Annotated in this window: 15 protein-coding genes; 3 read left to right on the top strand and 12 right to left on the bottom strand. The window is 61.5% G+C overall.

The window, feature by feature from the left end; all coding sequences use genetic code 11:
* Positions 1 to 199 precede the first annotated feature (199 nt).
* Together AC1DYF_RS01305 and AC1DYF_RS01300 are read left to right on the top strand one after the other, a co-directional pair.
* On the top strand, positions 200 to 2,500 hold the full coding sequence (locus AC1DYF_RS01305; RefSeq protein WP_477874428.1) for a sensor histidine kinase: 2,301 nt from the start codon (positions 200 to 202) through the stop codon (positions 2,498 to 2,500).
* Between the two features lie 186 nt (positions 2,501 to 2,686).
* Positions 2,687 to 3,649 (top strand): calcium-binding protein, encoded by a 963-nt coding sequence (locus AC1DYF_RS01300; protein ID WP_477874426.1) that lies wholly within the window; start codon positions 2,687 to 2,689, stop codon positions 3,647 to 3,649.
* Here the strand turns inward: AC1DYF_RS01300 and AC1DYF_RS01295 are convergent, their stop codons facing one another.
* The 12 genes from AC1DYF_RS01295 to AC1DYF_RS01240 all read right to left on the bottom strand — a co-directional run bounded on the left by AC1DYF_RS01295 (position 3,650) and on the right by AC1DYF_RS01240 (position 18,035).
* The gene (locus tag AC1DYF_RS01295) at positions 3,650 to 6,601 is read right to left on the bottom strand and encodes a bifunctional [glutamine synthetase] adenylyltransferase/[glutamine synthetase]-adenylyl-L-tyrosine phosphorylase (RefSeq protein ID WP_477874424.1); all 2,952 of its coding nucleotides are present in this window, start codon (positions 6,599 to 6,601) and stop codon (positions 3,650 to 3,652) included.
* 25 nt (positions 6,602 to 6,626) lie between these two features.
* Positions 6,627 to 8,072, bottom strand: a complete 1,446-nt coding sequence (locus tag AC1DYF_RS01290; RefSeq protein WP_477874422.1) for a sensor histidine kinase — start codon at positions 8,070 to 8,072, stop codon at positions 6,627 to 6,629.
* 4 nt (positions 8,073 to 8,076) lie between these two features.
* Positions 8,077 to 8,766, bottom strand: coding sequence for a response regulator transcription factor (locus tag AC1DYF_RS01285; RefSeq protein WP_477874420.1), 690 nt, complete (start codon positions 8,764 to 8,766; stop codon positions 8,077 to 8,079).
* Positions 8,767 to 8,846: 80 nt separating this feature from the next.
* Positions 8,847 to 10,421, bottom strand: a complete 1,575-nt coding sequence (locus AC1DYF_RS01280; protein ID WP_477874418.1) for a Do family serine endopeptidase — start codon at positions 10,419 to 10,421, stop codon at positions 8,847 to 8,849.
* A 188-nt stretch (positions 10,422 to 10,609) separates the two neighbouring features.
* The gene (locus AC1DYF_RS01275) at positions 10,610 to 11,062 is read right to left on the bottom strand and encodes a cytochrome c-type biogenesis protein (protein ID WP_477874416.1); all 453 of its coding nucleotides are present in this window, start codon (positions 11,060 to 11,062) and stop codon (positions 10,610 to 10,612) included.
* Positions 11,059 to 13,074, bottom strand: coding sequence for a heme lyase CcmF/NrfE family subunit (locus tag AC1DYF_RS01270; protein ID WP_477874414.1), 2,016 nt, complete (start codon positions 13,072 to 13,074; stop codon positions 11,059 to 11,061). The genes AC1DYF_RS01275 and AC1DYF_RS01270 overlap by 4 nt, the downstream gene beginning before the upstream one ends.
* Positions 13,071 to 13,523, bottom strand: a complete 453-nt coding sequence (ccmE, locus tag AC1DYF_RS01265; RefSeq protein ID WP_477874412.1) for a cytochrome c maturation protein CcmE — start codon at positions 13,521 to 13,523, stop codon at positions 13,071 to 13,073. Before ccmE ends, AC1DYF_RS01270 begins: the two co-directional genes overlap by 4 nt.
* A complete protein-coding gene (gene ccmI, locus AC1DYF_RS01260; RefSeq protein WP_477874410.1) occupies positions 13,520 to 14,650 on the bottom strand; it encodes a c-type cytochrome biogenesis protein CcmI in 1,131 nt (376 codons plus the stop codon). The genes ccmE and ccmI overlap by 4 nt, the downstream gene beginning before the upstream one ends.
* Before the next feature lie 150 nt (positions 14,651 to 14,800).
* Positions 14,801 to 15,217 carry a hypothetical protein gene (locus tag AC1DYF_RS01255; protein WP_477874408.1) on the bottom strand — a complete coding sequence of 139 codons (417 nt, stop codon included), beginning with the start codon at positions 15,215 to 15,217 and terminating at the stop codon, positions 14,801 to 14,803.
* A gap of 180 nt (positions 15,218 to 15,397) precedes the next feature.
* Positions 15,398 to 16,849 carry a sensor histidine kinase gene (locus AC1DYF_RS01250; RefSeq protein ID WP_477874406.1) on the bottom strand — a complete coding sequence of 484 codons (1,452 nt, stop codon included), beginning with the start codon at positions 16,847 to 16,849 and terminating at the stop codon, positions 15,398 to 15,400.
* Positions 16,842 to 17,510: a response regulator transcription factor gene (locus AC1DYF_RS01245; RefSeq protein WP_477874404.1), complete on the bottom strand. Its 669-nt coding sequence runs from the start codon at positions 17,508 to 17,510 to the stop codon at positions 16,842 to 16,844. The genes AC1DYF_RS01250 and AC1DYF_RS01245 overlap by 8 nt, the downstream gene beginning before the upstream one ends.
* Before the next feature lie 96 nt (positions 17,511 to 17,606).
* Positions 17,607 to 18,035 (bottom strand): hypothetical protein, encoded by a 429-nt coding sequence (locus AC1DYF_RS01240; RefSeq protein ID WP_477874402.1) that lies wholly within the window; start codon positions 18,033 to 18,035, stop codon positions 17,607 to 17,609.
* Between the two features lie 259 nt (positions 18,036 to 18,294).
* Between AC1DYF_RS01240 and AC1DYF_RS01235 the strand changes: the two genes are divergently transcribed.
* Positions 18,295 to 19,176 (top strand): LysR family transcriptional regulator, encoded by an 882-nt coding sequence (locus AC1DYF_RS01235; RefSeq protein ID WP_477874400.1) that lies wholly within the window; start codon positions 18,295 to 18,297, stop codon positions 19,174 to 19,176.
* Positions 19,177 to 19,311 lie beyond the last annotated feature (135 nt).

The following is a 19,311-nucleotide window of genomic DNA, read 5'->3' as shown; positions in this document are numbered from 1 at the left end:
TGCTCGGTCCACATCGCCGGCCACTATTGCCCTGGCGCCGGCATGACTGGAGCTTGCGTTCAAAAAAATATGTGAGTCATTTGAAACCCTTAAAAAAGCGTTAAACGCGAACTCTGGACAAGGTGATTCGTCGATGATTCATTATCGTTGATTCGGGCGAGCGGCGCCTCGAATCGGCAAAAGAATCAAGGCGGAAGAGATGACGGATACGCGGCGGGGAAGCGTGACCGGCAGCCGGCTCAGGCACGGCTTTCAGGGATTGTCCGGGCTGGAACGCGGCTTTCGCGCGAAGGCGATCCGTTTCATTTCGCCCGGTGCGATGGAAATCGCGCGGGCCGAACCGCTGTTGAAGCGCTCCATACCGATCCTGATCACGCTTTTCCTGCTCGTGGTGGCGATTGCGCGTGGTTTCGGTATCTATGGCGAGACCAGCCGCATGGAACAGGCGTCCATGAGCGAAACGCATCTTACGGCCTCGGCGGTGTCCGGCCGGCTTGGCGCGCACCCGACTTTCCTCGATCATGGCAATGAACCGTCGCTCGAAGCGCTGATCCGTTCCGTTCTGCCGCAGGACGACGCCCGGCCGGACATGGCGATCCTGGTTGCCGATGCCACCGGCTTCGTCATCGCCGCTTCGGCAAACAGCGAGTTCTACAAGGGCCGTTATCTGCCGAGCATCGCGCCCGACCTCTATGCGGACCCGTCCGACACCGACCCGGTGCGCAAGCTGATGATCGCCGGAATGGAGAATTTCGTCTCCTTCATTCCGCTGGAAAGCAAAGCCGGTTTCGTGTTGACGATGAAGCCGACGACGGCGATCGCCGATCACTGGCGCGAGGAAATCTCGCTCAACGTCACCCTGTTCACCGGTATTTCGGCGATCATCCTGGTCGTTCTCTATGCTTATTACACCCAGGCCAAGCGGGCGCGGGATGCCGACGAGGTGTTTGTCGAATCCAATATGCGGGTAGAATCGGCGCTGTCGCGCGGTCGCTGCGGTCTCTGGGACTTCGACATGACCGATGGGCGGCTTTTCTGGTCGCGGTCGATGTACGAGATGCTCGGCATGGCGCCGCGCGACGGCGTGCTCTCCTTCGGCGACATGGCGCGGCTGATGCACCCAGACGACAAGTCGATCTATGCGCTGGCGCGCGGCATTGCCCGCGGCGACCTGATGCAGGTCGACCAGGTTTTCCGCATGCGTCATGCGTCGGGCCACTATGTCTGGCTGCGCGCCCGTGCGCAGATTCTCCGCTCACCGTCGCGGCGGGCGCATCTGATCGGCATCGCCATGGACGTGACCGAGCAGCACAAGCTCGCCCAGCGCTATGCCGAGGCTGACCAGCGATTGGCGGATGCCATCGAATCCACCTCCGAAGCCTTCGTGCTCTGGGACAAGAATGATCGGCTGGTGATGTGCAATTCGCACTACCAGCAAGCCTATGGCCTGCCGGACAATGCGCTGGTGCCGGGCGCGGAACGCATGATCGTCTATGCCGCCGCGTCACGGCCGGTGATCGAGCGCCGGCTCGCCGACCCCGATCCTGGCCAGCACCAGTCGCAGACGATGGAAGTGCAGCTTGCCGACGGCCGCTGGCTGCAGATCAACGAACGCCGCACCCATGACGGCGGTCTCGTCTCTGTTGGCACCGATATCACGCTGATGAAGCGCCACCAGGAGCGGCTGCGCGAGTCCGAACGCCGCCTGATGGCCACCATCGGCGATCTCTCGGCCTCTCGGATGAAACTCGAGCGGCAGAAGGCCGAGCTTTCCAGCGCCAATGCTGCCTATCAGGCGGAAAAGGAACGCGCAGAGGCCGCCAACCGCGCCAAGTCCGAATTCCTCGCCAACATGTCGCATGAGCTCAGGACACCGCTCAACGCCATCCTCGGCTTCTCCGAAATCCTGCAGAACCAGATGTTCGGGCCGCTCGGCAGCGACAAATATTTTGAATATTCCTGCGACATCCACGATAGCGGCAAGCACCTGCTCAACGTCATCAGCGACATTCTCGACATGTCGAAGATCGAAGCGGGGCATCTCAAACTGGAGAGTGAGCCGACCAATCTGGCGGTGCTGATCGAGGAAAGCCTGCGGTTCATCGCCGTGACGGCGCAGCGCAAGAACATTTCCGTCGAGCAGAAGATCATCGGCGACCTGACGCTTTCCGCCGACCGACGCGCGATGAAACAGATCCTCATCAACCTGCTCTCTAATGCGGTGAAATTCACCAATCCCGAGGGCCGGGTGATCGTCCGGGCAAAGAAGCTCTCCGACGGCATTTGCCTGACCATAGCCGATACCGGCATAGGCATCCCCAAGGCCGCCATGCACAAGATCGGCCAGCCCTTCGAGCAGGTGCAGAGCCAGTATGCCAAGAGCCAGGGCGGTTCGGGCCTCGGCCTGGCGATCTCCCGCTCGCTGACGCAGCTCCATGGCGGCGAGATGAAAATCTACTCGCGCGAGGGCAAGGGCACAATCATCGTGGTCCGGATCTGAGGACGGGTGGTGGCTGCCGATCCGAGGCTGCAGCCTGTGCCAAGGCAAGCGATGCGGGAAACCGAGCGGGATCGCTGGATTCCGGTTTACAGAACATTAGGACTCTTCATCCACATTCCAAAGTTGAGGTTTGCCAGCCGACATGCCGCTGGGCAACGCTAAACAGCCTTGATTTGAGGATGACACATGAAGCTTTTCGGGTCGAGCTATTCCGATACGCTGATCGGTACCGGGACGGATGACACGATCCTGGGCAATCGCGGCGCCGACCTGATTTACGGCGGCCAAGGGGGCAGCGACAGCATTTCAGCCGGCGCCGACAACGACCTAATCAGCGGCTTCTCCGTCAATCTCAGCAATCTCCGCGCCTCACCTGCCCGCGGCAGCTCGATCGATGGCGGCAGCGATTTCGACACGCTGATCGTCGACATCACGCCGGCCACCCGGATTTCGATGCTGCAGTCCGCGACCAATGTGATGAAGGTCTCAGGTGTCGAGGAAATCATCTACTCTGTCGGATCGACAAGTGACAAGCAGCAGATCGCCGGCACTAACAATATGGAAACGATCTGCAGCAGTGGCACGGCCAATGTCCACGGCATGAGCGGCGATGACTATATCTTTTCGCAGGACGGCAACGACACGCTGTCCGGCGACAACGGCAACGACTATCTCAGCGCCGGCGCCGGCTACAACACCGTCAGCGGCGGCAATGGCGCCGACGTGTTCGCCTTCCATTTCCAGGGCGCGTATCAATATACCGAGGTGACCGACTTCAACGCTCATCAGGACAAGATCGCCATCATCATCCGCTCGGACCAGTACGCGACCTTTCTCGACGTCGAGGATACGTTTGCACGCGCGCCGGACAATGCCTATGGCGACGGGGTTCAGGGTAGCGGCAGTGCGATCAACGATTATGTCTCCTACGACAGCGGTCGCTTCTTCAGTCGCAGTGATTTCGATCAGGCAGACAAGAACAACAAATACGGGCGTTTTGTCACCTATGACCACTCGACCGGTTCCGTGCTCATGGACGTCTACAGCAGAGATGAAAACAACGCCCTGCACGAGCACCAGGTTTTGCTCGCGCATATCGACGGCGCGCCGAAACTGACCATGGATCAGTTCGAATTCCTCGTGATGTGATCAGCGCGAGACGGTCGACCTGAAAATCCTCCGCACAGCCTCGGAGCAGCGCTTGATCTCGCCTTCGAGGACGACGAGGTCCGGCAGGTCGGTGATCCGGCAGAGCAGTTCCTTCAGGCCTTCCGGCGCGTCCTCGGGATCGAAGGGACCGTCGACGCAGAGCCGTACCACCTGGGCAATGCTTGAATAGAGCTCAAGTGCGCACAGCACCGTGTCGAGATCAGCAGAGTCCAGGAATTCCGGACCGAGACGTCTTAACGTCGCTTCGGTGTTGGCATCATGGCCGGCGGCGTCGAATCCCTTGAGTGGGGCGAGAAGCGATATGTGCTGGGCGATGAATTCGATATCGACCAATCCCCCATGGATCAGCTTGACGTCCCAGATATTTTTCGGGGGCTTTTCCTTGTCGATCATGTCGCGCATCTCGGCGACGTCGCGGGCGACCTTCTTCGGCTCGCGCACCTGGTCTAGCACCGCGGCGATGATTGTCTCCGCCTCGCCGGCAAACCCCTCGTCACCGGCGACAGCGCGAGCCCGGGTCAGCGCCATGTGCTCCCAGGTCCAGGCCTCCTCGAACTGATATTTGCGGAAAGTGCGCAGCCGCGTGGCGACCGGCCCCTTGTTGCCGGAGGGCCTGAGCCGCATGTCGACTTCATAAAGCACGCCTTCGGCCGTCGGCGCGGAGAGCGCTGCGATCAAGCGCTGCGTCATGCGGGAGAAATAGCGATTGGCGTCGATCGGCTTCGGACCATCCGATTCCAGCGCCTCGTCATCATAGTCGTAGAGCAGGATCAGATCGACATCCGAGCCTGCGGTCATTTCGCGGCTGCCGAGCTTGCCCATGCCGATCACGGCGACGACGACGCCGGGATATTTGCCGTGCACCGCTTCCAGTTCGGAGCGGACGGCGGCGAGCGCTTCGACGATGACGAGATCGGCGAGATCGGTGAAGGCGCGAGCCGCGTCACGACCTTCGATCACCGCTGTCAGCAGGCGGATGCCGATCAGGAATTTCTGCTCGAAGGCGAAGATGCGCAACCGGTCAAGCTTGTCCTCGAAATGGGTGGCGCTTTCGAGGAAGGTGGTGAGCCGCTCCTCGAGATATCCGCGGGTCGGCAGTTCGGAAATCAGCGCCGGGTCGAGCATGCCGTCGAAGACATGCGGCTTGGCGGAAATGATCTCTGCCAGTTTCGGCGCCGCCGACATGATGGTGACGAGCAGCGAAAGCAAAGACGGGTTGGAGGAAAGCAGCGAAAACAGCTGAATGCCGGCCGGCAAGCCCGCGATGAAGCGGTCGAAGGAAAGCAGCGCCTCGTCCGCTCTACGGCTTTGGCCGAAGATACGCAGCAGTTCCGGCATGAGTTCGGTCAGCCGCTCGCGGGCCTCGACCGATTGGGTGGCGCGGTAGCGGCCATAGTGCCAGCCGCGAATGACCCGGGACATATCGGATGGGCGCTGAAAGCCAAGGCGAGCAAGCGTTTCCAGCGTGTCGGGGTCGTCCTTCTGGCCGGTGAAGACGAGATTGCCGGTGTCCGACGAGAGCTTGCTTTCCTGTTCGAACAGCCGCGCATAACGCCGTTCCACGGTCTTCAGCGTCGACGTTAGCCGCTGCGAGAAGGACGCCGTATCGGCGAAGCCGAGCATGAAGGCGATGCGCTTCAATTCTGCTTCCGTGGTCGGCAGGCTGTGCGTCTGCTCGTCATTGACCATCTGGATGCGATGCTCGACGGAACGCAGGAACCAATAGGCCTCGGTCAGCTCGATCCGCGTCGTCTTGTCGATCCATTTCGCATCTTCCAATTCCACCAGCGCAATTTCGGTGCTCTTGGTCCTGAGCTCCGGCATGCGGCCACCGGCAATCAATTGCTGCGTCTGGACGAAGAATTCGATCTCGCGGATGCCGCCGCGGCCGAGTTTGACGTTATGGCCCTTCACGGCGATCTCGCCATGCCCTTTGTGAACGTGGATCTGCCGCTTGATCGAGTGGATGTCAGCGATCGCGGCATAGTCGAGATATTTGCGGAAGACGAAAGGGACGAGCTCGCGCAAAAACTGTTCACCGGCCACAAGGTCGCCGGCGATCGACCGCGCCTTGATGAAGGCGGCACGCTCCCAGTTCTGTCCCCTGCCCTCATAATAGATCATCGCCGCCTCGACGGGGATGGCGAGTGGGGTGGAGCCGGGGTCCGGCCTGAGGCGCAGATCAGTGCGGAAAACGTAGCCATCGCCGGTACGGTCCTGCATGATGCGGATGAAGCGGCGAAGGATACGGGCAAAGGTTTCCGTTCCGTCCTCGGGGTCGACGAGAATCGCGGCGTCCGGCTCATAGAACACGACGACATCGATGTCGGAAGAATAATTGAGTTCGCGGCCGCCCAGCTTACCCATGCCAAGCACGATCAATCCGGAGCCTAGCGACGGTTGCGACTCGTCCTTGAGCACGAGCTTGCCGCCGTGATGGGCGGCGAGCAGCAAATGGTCGATCGCGGCAGCGACGCTTGCCTCGGCGAGAACGGTCAACCAACGGGTGGCTTCCGAACCGTCGATCAACTGGCTGAGGTCGCCGAGCGCAATCAGGAAGGCAGCGCGGCGCTTCGCCTTGCGCAACAGCGTCATCAGCTCGGCTTCGCTCGCCGCGGTCCAACTGGCTCGGACATGATTGATAACGTCACCGAGGAGAGTGCGCAGATCGTTCTGCAGCGCCTCGGCGAGCAGCGGCGGACTGATACGGGCGATATCGCGGATGAAGGGCGACAGAGTGAAAGCGGCGGTGACAAAATCCTTCATCGGACCGCCGTCGGCAAGCAGCGTGGCAATCGCCGGCTCCGTCTTCGCCCAATCCTTGAGATCGGCGTTGACGGACTTGATTTCCGACGCGTTCAGCGGCCTGATCGGGCTCTCCTCGAGGTCTGCGAGCCGGGCGGCCTGTTGTCTGTCAGCCTGTTCCGCCATCTGTCCTCCTCCAACCTGCTTTGCCTTATGGCTTTTCCTGCGGGAAAACCATGTCGACGGCAAGACCTCGGTTTTCGCTTTGCTCCGGCTCGGTAGCCCGAAGTTCGATACGGCCGCCATGTAGCTCCATGACCGCGGCGACCAGGGCTAGGCCGAGGCCGGTGCCTGGTTTGGACCGGCTCTTGTCCAGCCGATAGAAGCGCTTGACGACGTCCTCGTACTTGTCGTCCGGCACGCCCGACCCGTGGTCGGCAACGGTGAGACGGATTTGCGTATCGGTCTTGGCGACGGAAATTTCAATGACGGGGTTGCCGGGATTTTCCCCATATTTGATCGCATTGTCGAGCAGGTTGAAGATCGCCTGGCCGACGAGTTCGCGATTTCCGCGGATTACCACGTCGGGTTCGATGGCAAGGCGCAGCTCGAGCCCTTCCTCCTCGGCGACCGGTTCGTAAAGCTCCGCAAATTCAGCGACGATCGCCGACAGGTCGAGGTCGGACATTTCCGCCGCAGCCGAGCCCGCCTCGACGCGCGAGATCATCAGCAGCGCGTTGAAGGTACGGATCAACTGGTCGGACTCGGAAATCACCTCTTCCAAGGCGCCGCGATATTCATGGGCATCGCGATCGCCGCCGAGCGCGTTCTCCGCCTTGTTGCGCAGTCGCGTCAGCGGGGTCTTGAGATCGTGGGCAATGTTGTCGGAGACCTGCCGCAGCCCTTCATTCAGGCGCTCCATGCGGGCCAGCATGGCGTTGAGCGATACGGCAAGCCGGTCGAATTCGTCGCCGGCGCCGGTGATCGGCAGGCGTTCGGAAAGATCGCCATCCATGATCTTCTGCGCTGCGACCGACGTGCGATCGATGCGGCGCAGCGCGTTGCGGCCGATCGCAAACCAGATGATCAGCGCACCAACGCCCATGACGCCGAGCGCCAGCATCAGCGCCTGGCGGACCAAGAGCCGCGCGTTCTCCGGCTCGCCGACATCGCGGCCGACGAGAATCCGGATGCCGTTCTCGAAGATGAAGACATGCGCGATCGCCGCATGTTTGCCGCCGCGTTTGCTCTCGCCAAAGCGCTCATAGAGAAAGGGGCGGTCCGTCCAACCCTCCTCGTCGAGCACACCGGGCTGAAGGGCTGCGACGTTGCCGGCAAGGATTTCGCCATTCGGGCCGGCAATGACATAGAGGTTGGCGCCCGGCTGGTGTGCGCGGCGCTCGAGCAGGTTGACGAGCGACGCCAGCCCACCTTGCGAATAGACGCTGTCGAGGTCGTCGATCTCGTCGGAGATCGAGGCCTTCATCCGCGCCTGCAGTTCGGACTCGGATATCGAGGTGACGTAGAAGACGAGCAGCGCCGCGCAGGCGGAGAATAACAACAGATAGACGGCGGACAGGCGGACGGCCGTGTTCTTGTAAAGCGTCTGGATACGGGAACTGAGAAGCCTGGTGTTGATCCAGCTCAGGACCGCCATCGGATCACGCGTCGTCCTTGATCATATAACCGGCGCCACGGATGGTCCGGAGCAGCGGCTTGTCGAAATCCTTCTCGATCTTGGAGCGCAGCCGCGACACATGCACGTCGATGACATTGGTCTGTGGGTCGAAATGATAATCCCAGACATTTTCGAGCAACATGGTGCGGGTGACCACCTGGCCGGCATTCTTCATCAGATATTCGAGCAGGCGGTATTCGCGCGGCTGCAGCAGGATTTCCTTGCCGCTGCGGCGGACGTCATGCGACAGGCGGTCGAGTTCGAGATCGCCGACCTTGTAAACCATGTCCTGCTCGGGCATGCCACGACGGCGACCGAGCACTTCGACGCGGGCGAGCAATTCCGTGAACGAATAAGGCTTGGGCAGATAGTCGTCGCCGCCGGCGCGCAGGCCCGTGACGCGGTCGTCGACCTGGCCGAGTGCGGAAAGGATCAGCACCGGCGTGTTCACATTCTTCTTGCGCAGTTCGATGATCACCGACAGGCCGTCGCGACGCGGCAGCATGCGGTCGACGATCAGCACGTCGTAACTGTTCTCGGATGCCATGAAGAGCCCGCTCTCGCCGTCGCTCGCATGGTCCACCGTATGGCCGGCCTCGCGAAATGCCTTCACGAGATAGCTCGCGGCATCGAGATCGTCTTCGATGATGAGAATCTTCATGGACTGCAGCATAGGCGAGAACACATCCCTTCGGAAAGCCCCCTCCCGCTGAGGGAGAGGGCCTTGATTTTCATAGGTTTGTGAGCGGTCGGTCAGCCGATCGGGAGTGCCACGAAGCGGTTGCCGGTCTGGTCTTCAAGCTGGAAGAGCGCCTTCTTGCGGCCATCCTTCCTGGCGGCCTGGACCAGGCGCTGGATATCGCGGGCAGAATTCACATCCTGATTGTTGACGGAGGTGATCTTCTGGCCGGGCTTGACGCCCTTGTCGGCGGCATCCGAGTTCGGGTCGACGCTGGTCACCTGCACACCGTGGCCGTCATCGCTCGGCTGAACTTCGAGGCCAAGCTGGTCGAGCGTCTTGGCCACCTGCGAGTCATCCGGCTGTTGCGACTGCTGCTGGTCATCCGGCGCGTTCTGGCCCGACTGTGCGTCGGCCATCTGGTTCTCATCCGGCAGAGTGCCGAGCGTCAGCTTGACGTTCATCGACTTACCGCCGCGCCAGAGGGTGACATCGACGGTCTTGCCGGGATCCATCGAGCCGATCATGCGGGCCAGCTCTTTCGGGCCCTTGACGGCCTGGCCATCGACGGAAGTGATAACGTCGCCGACCTTGATGCCGGCCTTCTCGCCCGGAGAACCAGCCTGCGGCTCGTTGACCAGCGCGCCGGTTGCTTCCGGCAGGCCGAGCGAATCGGCGACATCCTGGGTCACGGGCTCTATCTTGACGCCGAGCCAACCGCGATGGATGTCACCGCCCTTCATCAGCTTGGCAACCACGTCCTTGGCGACGGAAGCGGGAATGGCGAAGGCGATACCGGCATTGGCGCCGTTCGGTGAGAAGATCGCAGTGTTGATACCGATCACTTCGCCGTTCAGATTAAAGCTCGGACCACCGGAATTGCCGCGGTTCACGGCCGCGTCGACCTGGATATAGTCATCATAAGCGCCACCGAGATCACGGCTGCGGGCAGAGACGATACCGGCCGTCACAGTGCCGCCGAGGCCAAACGGATTGCCGACCGCGACCACCCAGTCGCCGACCCTGACCTTGCTGTCATCGGCCCACTGCACATAGGTGAACTTGCGATTGGTATTGACCTTCAGCACGGCGAGGTCGGTGCGCGGGTCGTGGCCGATCAGCTTGGCGTCGAGCTCGGTGCCGTCGGAGAGCAGCACTGTATAGGCAGCACCACCTTCGACGACGTGGTTGTTGGTCACCAGATAGCCGTCTTCGGAGATGAAGAAGCCGGAGCCCTGTGAGGTCGGACGAAGGCGCGGCTTGCCGTTGCTGCCGAATTTCTTCCAGTGGTCATCATCGCCTTGCTGACCCTGCTGGTTCTGGCCGAATTCCTTGAAGAAACGCTTGAAAGGATGGTTATCCGGCAGCTGATTGAAGTCGGGATTGCCGAAGAAACCATCTTCATCGTCATTCGAAGCCGGTGTGGCGCGCGAGGAAACTCGGACCGAAACGACGGCAGGCGTCACGGCGCTGACGACATCGGCGAAGCTCGGAACCTGGTTGGCCTGCTTGACTTCGACGGGGGCGGCAAAGGCAGAGATCATCATCTGCGGCGCACCGGTGGCAACCACCGCGGCGGCAACGCCGGCGATCGTGCCGGCCTTGAGGATCGATATCAACGACTTGCGCGAGGCAATCTTACCGGTCATTTTCACTTCCCTTCCATTGGAACTTTGTGCAGTCAAGAACCGCGTCTGGATGGAAAAGTTCTAAAATGTCGCACCTTGCGGCATCCTTTCCGGGACATGAATTTTTCGTAATGTGCTGAAATACGCATGTCTCCCGAAAGTGGCCACCGGTTTCGGGATAAAGACATGCGAAACGAAGCGTTTGTCGGCTATTTCTTCAAAATGGCGTCGAGCTTTTCCTGCTCTTCTTTCGAGAGTGCCGCGACAGACACTGTTCGCCGGCGTTTGCTCAATTGAATCACGATGATGACCCCGCCTACCAAGGCGAGGAAGACCGGCATGCCCCAGAGCAGCAGCGTATGTTCGCTGAGCCGCGGCTTGAGCAGCACGAATTCACCATAACGTGAAACGAGGTAGTCGAGGACCTGCTGATCGGTGTCGCCATCCTTGAGTCGCTGGCGGACGAGCAGCCGGAGATCGCGTGCGAGATCGGCATTCGAATCATCGATCGACTGATTCTGGCAGACCATGCAGCGCAATTGCGCCGACAAAGCCCGCGCCCGCGCCTCGAGTGCCGGATCGGCGAGCACCTCATCCGGATTGACGGCGTAGGCCGGCAGGCTTGCAAGCAGCAGGAAGATGATCGCCAGCAGCGTCCTCATTCGGCCGCTCCGAAAGCGCTCGTTTCCGCAGGCGCTGTTTTGGCACGCCGCGACGGCGCACCGACGCGCAGACGGCGGTCGGAGAGCGAGACGAGCCCGCCCAGCGCCATGACGATGGCGCCACCCCAGACGCAGAGAATCCATGGCTTCCACCAGATCCGCACGACCAGTTTGCCATCAGCACTCTTGTCGCCGACCGAGAGATAGAGCTGCGACAGGCCGAATGTGGTGATGCCGGCTTCCGTGGTCGCGGACTGTCGGGCGGTGTAGACGCGTTTGGCGCTCTCGGTCGTCGCCACTTCGGCGTTGCCCTTCAGGATGGTGAAGACGGCAGCGTCTTCGAGATAGTTCGGCCCTTTATCCTGCACATCGCGATCGAAACGCACCGTATAAGTGCCGACCTCGGTCTTTTCGCCTGGCTTCATTTCGAGAATGTTCTCGATCGACCAGGAGGTAACGATCACCACACCGAGCACGCTGACGCCCAGCCCGGCATGGGCAATCGACGTGCCGATCGCCGAACGCGGCAGCCCGGCGATGCGACGCAAGCCGCCCGGGATCCCGGCTTTGGCGAAATTGCCCCTATGCCAGAGATCGGTTGCCGCACCGAGGATCAACCAGAGCCCAGCGGCCATGCCGATGATCGCCAGCATCGGCCCGTTGCCGGCGACGATCCAGACGATAATCGCCAGCGCCAGCGAAAGCACGAAGGCCATGCGGAGCCTGCGCGCGGCACCCGTGATGTCGCCGCGTTTCCAGGCAAGCAGAGGCCCGAATGGCATCACGATAAACAGCGGCACCATCAGCCAGCCGAAGGCGATGTTGAAGAAGGGCGGCCCGACTGAAATCTTTTCATTGGTGATCGATTCCAGCAGCAGGGGGTAGAGCGTGCCGGTCAGCACCGCGCCCGTGGCGACGACGAGGATCAGGTTGTTGACAACCAGCGAGCCTTCGCGCGAGACGGGCTGAAACAGTCCGCCGGGCGCCAATGCCATGGCGCGGAAGGCAAACAGCGAAAAAGCGCCACCGATAAAAATCGCGAGAATGCAGAGGATGAAGATGCCGCGCGATGGATCGGATGCGAAAGAATGCACCGAGGTCAGCACACCTGAGCGCACGAGGAACGTGCCGAGCAAGGACAACGAGAAGGTCAGGATAGCGAGCAGCACCGTCCAGATCTTCAGCGCATCGCGCTTTTCCATGACCAAAGCAGAATGAAGGAGCGCAGTGCCGGCGAGCCAAGGCATGAACGAGGCATTCTCCACCGGGTCCCAGAACCACCAGCCGCCCCAGCCGAGCTCGTAATAGGCCCAGTAGGAGCCCATGGCGATGCCGCAGGTGAGGAAGATCCAGGCAAGCAGCGTCCAGGGCCGCACCCAGCGCGCCCAGGCGGCATCGATCTTGCCGTCGATCAGGGCCGCGACAGCAAAGGAAAAGCAGACGGAAAAGCCGACATAGCCGAGATAGAGCAGCGGCGGATGGATGGCGAGGCCCGGGTCCTGCAGCACCGGATTGAGATCGCGGCCCTCCGCCGGCGCCGGTATCAGCGAGGGAATGGAGGAAGAGCGCAGGAAGGGATTGGAGGTGAGCAGGATGAAGAGCAGGAAGGCAACCGCGATCCAGGCCTGCACGACCAGAACATTGGCCTTCAGCGTCTTGGGCAGATTGCCGCCGAAGACTGCAACGAGGGCCGAAAAGAAAACCAGAATCAGCAGCCAGAGCATCATCGATCCCTCGTGATTGCCCCAGACGCCGGAGAGCTTGTAGACCAGCGGCATTTTTGAATGCGAATTCTCCCAGACGGTCACCAGAGAGAAATCCGAGCTGACATAGGCCCAGGTCAGCGCCGCATAGGAGAGCCCAACCAGCAGGAACGTGGTCAATGCGCCGGTCGAGGCAAGCTCCATCAGACGGCTGTCGTTGCGCATGGCGCCCAGCGCCGGCACGGTCGCCTGCACCAGCGCCGAGATCAGCGCCAGCGCCAGTAGGAAATGGCCGAGCTCGACGATCACTTGATCACCTCCTGACCGCCCAGCTTGACGCCCTTCTGCTTCAGCCGGTCGGCGACATCCCTGGGCATATAGGTCTCGTCATGCTTGGCAAGCACCGTGTCGGCCTTGAAAGCCGGCGGGGTGCCGCTGATCAAGCCTTCGGCAACGACGCCCTGCCCTTCGCGGAACAGGTCCGGCAAGATGCCGGTATAGGTCACGGAAACCGTGTTGATGGTGTCGGTGACCTCGAAATTCTCATGCATGCCCTGGCCACGCTTCCAGGAACCAGGCTTGACCATGCCGCCCAGCCGGATGCGAGTACCATCCGGCAGCGCCGCCTTGGCAAGATCGGAAGGCACGTAGAAATAGGCGACCGACTGGCTGAAGGCGAACATCACCAGCAGAACCGCAGCCATCAGGAAGGCAACACCGCCGCCAATCAGGGAGAGACGCTTCTGCTTACGGGTCATTCGGTCGTCGCCTCCATCGAAACGCCCAGCTGCCTGGCGAGTGCCACGAGCGCCTTGCCATTGTCGCTGTCTGCCGGGAAGGCCTTCAGGCCACGCCTGACCGCATCCGCGGCTTTGTTCCGTTGACCGAGCACGGTATAGGAGCGGATCAGTCGCATCCAGCCTTCGAAATTGTTCGGGTCGGTCTTCAGCCGTTCGTCCAGTGTCTCGACCATGGTACGGATCATCTGCATCCGGTCCTGATCGTTCAATTGCGATGCGGCGGCGATGTCGGCGGCATCGGGATTGCCCGGCGCCTTTGCATTGGCGGTCTTTGCCGCGGTGATCTGATCGATCTGCGCCTTGAGGACACCCTGCCACGGCGCATCCGCGGGCGAATCCTTGGCAAGTGCAGTGAATTCGGCGAGCGCCTTGTCGAGCGCACCACCCTGGGCATCGGCGAGCGCCACATAGAAGCGCGAGCGCGGGTCGCTCGGATCGAGCGAAAGTGCTTTTTCGAACGCCGTGCGCGCATCCTTGCTCACGCGCCCGTCCGCGCCGGCGGTCAGAGCTTCACCGAGTGCGCCCCATAGCCCGGGATTTTCGCCAAGATATTTGATGGCGTTGCGGTAGGCATTGGCGGCATCGTCGGCACGCATGCGGCGCATGTAGATCGGCGCGAGGAGCTCCCAACCCCTGCCATCGGTGGGGTTGGTAGCGAGATGGTCCTCGGTCTTGGCGATCAGGATGTTGATGTCCGGATCAGGGCTTTTCATCCGTGCAGCCAAGGGCTCGTCCGGCTCAGCGGGACTGCCCATCCTCTGATAGATGGCAAAGCCGCCGGCCGGCAATATGAGACAGAGGAAAAGCGCAAGTATGAGCGCTGCCGGTCGCTTCAGGTCACGCGATAGCCCCTCGCCGCGCTCGCTTGCGGTGATCAGGCGGCGCGCGATCTCGGCGCGCGCCTGCCGGCTTTGGTCGGCGTCGATCAGACCGGCCGTCTCGTCACGGTCGATCTCGGAAAGCTGATCGCGATAGACCTCGGCGTCGTTGGACGAGTCGGGGTCGGCCTTCCGCGGCCGGAAGAGCGGTGCCGAGATCAGAAGAGCGGCAAGCACCGCCATGGCAAGAGCGACAAACCAGAACATGCCGTCCGTCTACCCAAACATTGCCCATATTCCAATGCGCGAGATCAACAATAACAGAAATTTGAGGCTATAAGCCGCATAGATTCGCCCGGAATCAGCGGAAGGAATCTGCAGAAGTGGAAACATGGATCGGTTTCCATCCCGCGCGCGTCAGAGCGGCGTCCAACTGCCATTCGCATTGCGGCAGGCGGCACCGCGCGCCATCATCGGCGCGGCACTGTTGACGCTGACCGCATGCGTATATTGGCGGCAGTTCTGCGAGCCGACCTGATATGGCGGAGCGGCGACAACTTCACCATGCGTCTCATCGCCATCCCAGACGACCTTGTCGCCGCTCGGCGTTGCTTCGAGCGCCTTATATTCCGCCTCCAGCGCCCGCGCCTTGTCGTTCTTCGACAGCTTCAGACCAGCGATCTGCGACACGAGGCCGCCATTCAGCGCCCGGATATAGAAGGCGGAATCCGTCGGCTGGCTGTCGTCGTCCTGGCTGTCGGCGATTTGCTGGCCGGTATTGTCGAGCCGGGTCGAGCCGGATGTCGTCGCGCAGCCGGCCGCGAGCGCCGACATAAGCAGAGCTAGAGAGAGTTTAATTCGACTTGAAATGGTCGCCCCCAGGATCATCTCACAATATTGGCATTCACCGCGTCCGTGCCCGTCTTGCTGTCCGGGCATGGCAGCAATATGGCACGGAAGATTCACAGATTATATCGTCTGTTTACGTTATACAGCCTGCCCGCGCAAACAACGCTAATTAACGACCATAGGCACCACCAGTTCCGCCTTCAAGCCACCGCTTTCGGCCCGAGACAGGGAGAATGTGCCCTGATATTCTGAGATGATTTCCGAGACGATGGAGAGACCGAGGCCGGTGCCGGGCTTGCTCTCGTCGAGCCGCTTGCCGCGCTTCATGGCCTCCTTGATCTCGTCAGGCTCGAGTCCGGGGCCGTCGTCCTCGATCGTCAGCACAGCCCAGGTCTTGCGCGAGACCTCTGTGCCACGCGTGGCGGCCGGTGCCGCCGCCACCGTCAGACGGATATTACGCCTGGCGAAACGGCTGGCATTGTCGACGAGGTTGCCGATCGTCTCCTCGAGGTCCTGCGCCTCCATCGCCAGCCTGAGACCCCTGGTTTTGACCGATAGTGAAAAGGTCTTGTCGGGGTTGAGCTTGCGCATCACGCGCACCAGCCGCTCCAGCACCGGCTCGACTTCGGTGCGGGCTAGGATGCTCTCGCGCTGAGCGGCGATGCGGGCGCGGTTGAGATAGGACTGGACCTGGCCCTGCATGATCTCCGCCTGGCTGCGGACAAGATCGCCATGCGGCGCGGCCATCTGGCTGGAATCGTTGAGCAGCACGGCGATCGGCGTCTTGAGCGAATGGGCAAGATTGCCGACCTGCATGCGGGCGCGCTCCATCACGCGCTTGTTGCTCTCGATCAGCGCGTTGACCTCATGGGCAAGCGGCTGGATTTCGCGCGGCAGGTCGTCGTCGAGCCGCTCGGCGTCGCCATTGCGGATGCGGGCAAGTGAGTTGCGGACGCGGTCCAGGGGCTGCAGGCCAAGCAGGACGATAATGATGTTGAGCACGAGCGAGCCGGCGCCGAATAGGCCGAGCGCCAGATAGAGATTGCGGTTGAATGCGGCGACATCCTCGACGACGACCCGGTGATTGCCGATCATCCGGAAGCGGACGATATGGTAGACCGGCTCCTTGTTGTTCGGCATGGTCGGGTCGATGTCATCGGCCGGCTCTTCGTCCAGGCTGATCTCGGCCTCGGCAACACGCACCTGGTTGCCGGCGCTGTCGGCGGTCGCATAATAGCGTTCGAAGCGTGAATTGAAGGGGGCCACGTCGTTGGTCACGGACGGCACCGCCACGCCGAAATAATTCGGCGACGTCAGCGGATCGGCCTTGTAGTCACCGACCGGCTGGACGATCCAATACCAGCCCGAGGCCGGCTGCTGGAAGCCGAGCTCGCTCATCTGCGGCGAGCCTGTCAGCCTGTGGCTCGAGGAATCGATCGACACCGAATTGATGGCGGAAAACAGCTGGGCGCGCAGCAGGTCGTGCAGGCTCTTTTCGGCGCCCTGCTCATAGAGGGTGGAAATCACGACGGCGATGATGACCACGCCGACCGCCGACCAGATCGTGGTATAGATGAGAATGCGGGCAGTGAGGGAGTTCAGCCGCTCTCTAAGCATTGGCAGGCGGCTGGATACGATAACCGAGCCCGCGCACGGTCTCGATCATGTCGATGCCCATCTTCTTGCGCAGGCGGCCGACGAAGACCTCGATCGTGTTGGAATCGCGATCGAAGTCCTGGTCGTACATGTGCTCGACCAGTTCCGTGCGCGACACGACCTGGCCCATATGGTGCATGAGATAGGAAAGCAGCCGGAACTCGTGCGAGGTGAGTTTCAGCGTCGCGCCCTTGACGGTGACCTTGGAGCTCTTGGTGTCGAGCTTCACCGGGCCACAGATGATTTCGGACGTCGCGTGGCCCGCGGCGCGGCGGATCAAGGCCCTCAGACGCGCCTGCACTTCCTCGATGTGGAACGGTTTGGTGACATAGTCGTCTGCGCCGGCATCGATGCCGGCCACCTTGTCGCTCCAGCGGTCGCGCGCCGTCAGAATCAGCACAGGCATTTTCTTGCCGGCCTCGCGCCATTTCTCCAGCACGGTGATGCCGTCCATTTCCGGCAGGCCGATATCGAGGACCACGGCGTCATAGGGTTCGCAATCGCCGAGATAATGGCCTTCCTCGCCGTCGAAAGCCTGATCGACGACATAGCCTGCTTCCTTCAGCGTGTCGGTGATCTGCCGGTTGAGGTTCTGATCATCCTCGACGACTAAAATGCGCATGCCCTCTCCTCACTGCCTCTTCACACTCGTTCCGGACGTCCGGAGACGAAACCACAGTGCCAACTTCGCTGAAACTGTCCAGGATCACAAATCAGGTCAGAAATCCATCGGCACTCTGAGCCGCACCTTGCGCGGCCGGCCCTTCGCACTGATGACCAGAACAGTGACGGCACAGATCGGCTTGCCATTGCGGGCAGGCCGTACGGAAAGAAGCTCGCCGCCGGTCATCTGCAACGCCTGCTGAACCGCACGCTGACAGTTGCCACCCTGAATCCGGCCGACGGGCACGCCATCCTCGGCCTGCATGCGGCGGAGCGGGATGCCATCATCCGGCTGCATGCGACCGACCGGCACGCCGTCATCGTCGGGCTGCACACGGCCGATGGGAATCCCATCGCCCTGGTGCATGCGCCGTATCGGCACGGCGTCCGGGGGCATGTCGTCGTCGTCTGGATAGTCTTGCGCGGCGGCGGATGTCACCATCAACGCCGCGCCGACCAGCGACGCTATTATTCTCGTTATCATCGGTTTCACGTGTCCCGTGACAATACTTAACTTGACCCCTATTTAGCGAAACAACAATGAATGGCAAATGAATGTGGCCAAAGCTGCGGCGTTTGGCGGGTTAGCGTGTCATCGAGCCGCTTTCTGCATCATTGCCTGCAAGTGGGGCAGGCATCCGCCCTATTGACCGCTGCCATCATTCAACAGATATCAAATCGGGTCGTCGACCAATAGCAAGCAAATCATTCGACAAAATTGGACGATTTTGCCATGATCGACCATGACCCTCGACCAACTCCGCATCTTCATCGAAGTCGCCTCTGAAAGCCACATCACCCGTGCGGCCGAGCGGCTCAACATGACGCCATCGGCCGTCAGCGCCGCGATCAACGCGCTTGAGAGCCGCCACGGGGTGAAACTCTTCGATCGCGTCGGCCGCTCGATCGTGCTTAACCAGACCGGCCGGGCCTTTCTCGACGAAGCCCGAGCCGTGCTGACGCGCTCTCGCGTCGCCGAAGCGCTGCTCAACGATCTTGCCGGCCTGAAGCGCGGCGAACTTTCGATCCGGGCGAGCCAGACCGTGGGCGGCTATTGGCTGCCGCCGCGCCTGGTGCGCTATCACACCGCCTATCCCGGGATATCGCTCGATATTCATATCGGCAATACCGAGGAAGTGGCGGATGCGATCGAGGCTGGTCATTGCGAGATTGCCATCGTCGAAGGCCTGGTCGATCGGCCGGTCATCTCCTCGCGCATTGTCGACACGGACGAAATGATCATCGTCGTCGCGCCCAGCCACGTCTGGGCCACTCTTCCCCGGGATGACGTCGATCTGACGAAGACGGCCTGGGTGCTGCGCGAGCCGGGCTCCGGCACCAGGCTTGCCTTCGAGACGCTGACGCAAAGGCACGACATCGATCGCGCCGTGCTCGATATTCCGCTTGTGCTCCCCACCAACGAAGCCGTGCTGGTCGCCGTCCGCACAGGCATCGGCGCGACGCTCGCATCACGCAGTGCAGCGACCGCAGCGCTACGCGGCGGCCTGCTGGTCGAAGTAGACTGGCCAGTGCTGCCGCGCCCCTTTTATCTATTGCGTCACAAGGAGCACTATCACTCGCAGGCGGCGATGGCGTTCGAGGCGATGGCCGAGCGCGAGGCATGATCACCCGGTCCGCAGGAACATGCGACTGACGACGGCATGTATCGAGGGAAGTCGTGAAGCAGAGAGCCGAAATTTCCCCGCCTGGGCGGCGGGGCTTTGCAATTGAAAGAATTCCGAAGTATGGTTCCGCGAAAG

This window comes from Rhizobium sp. P2_G9, assembly GCF_056403475.1.
Note: the sequence above shows the minus strand (reverse complement) of the source record. Positions and strands in the feature narration are given on the sequence as shown.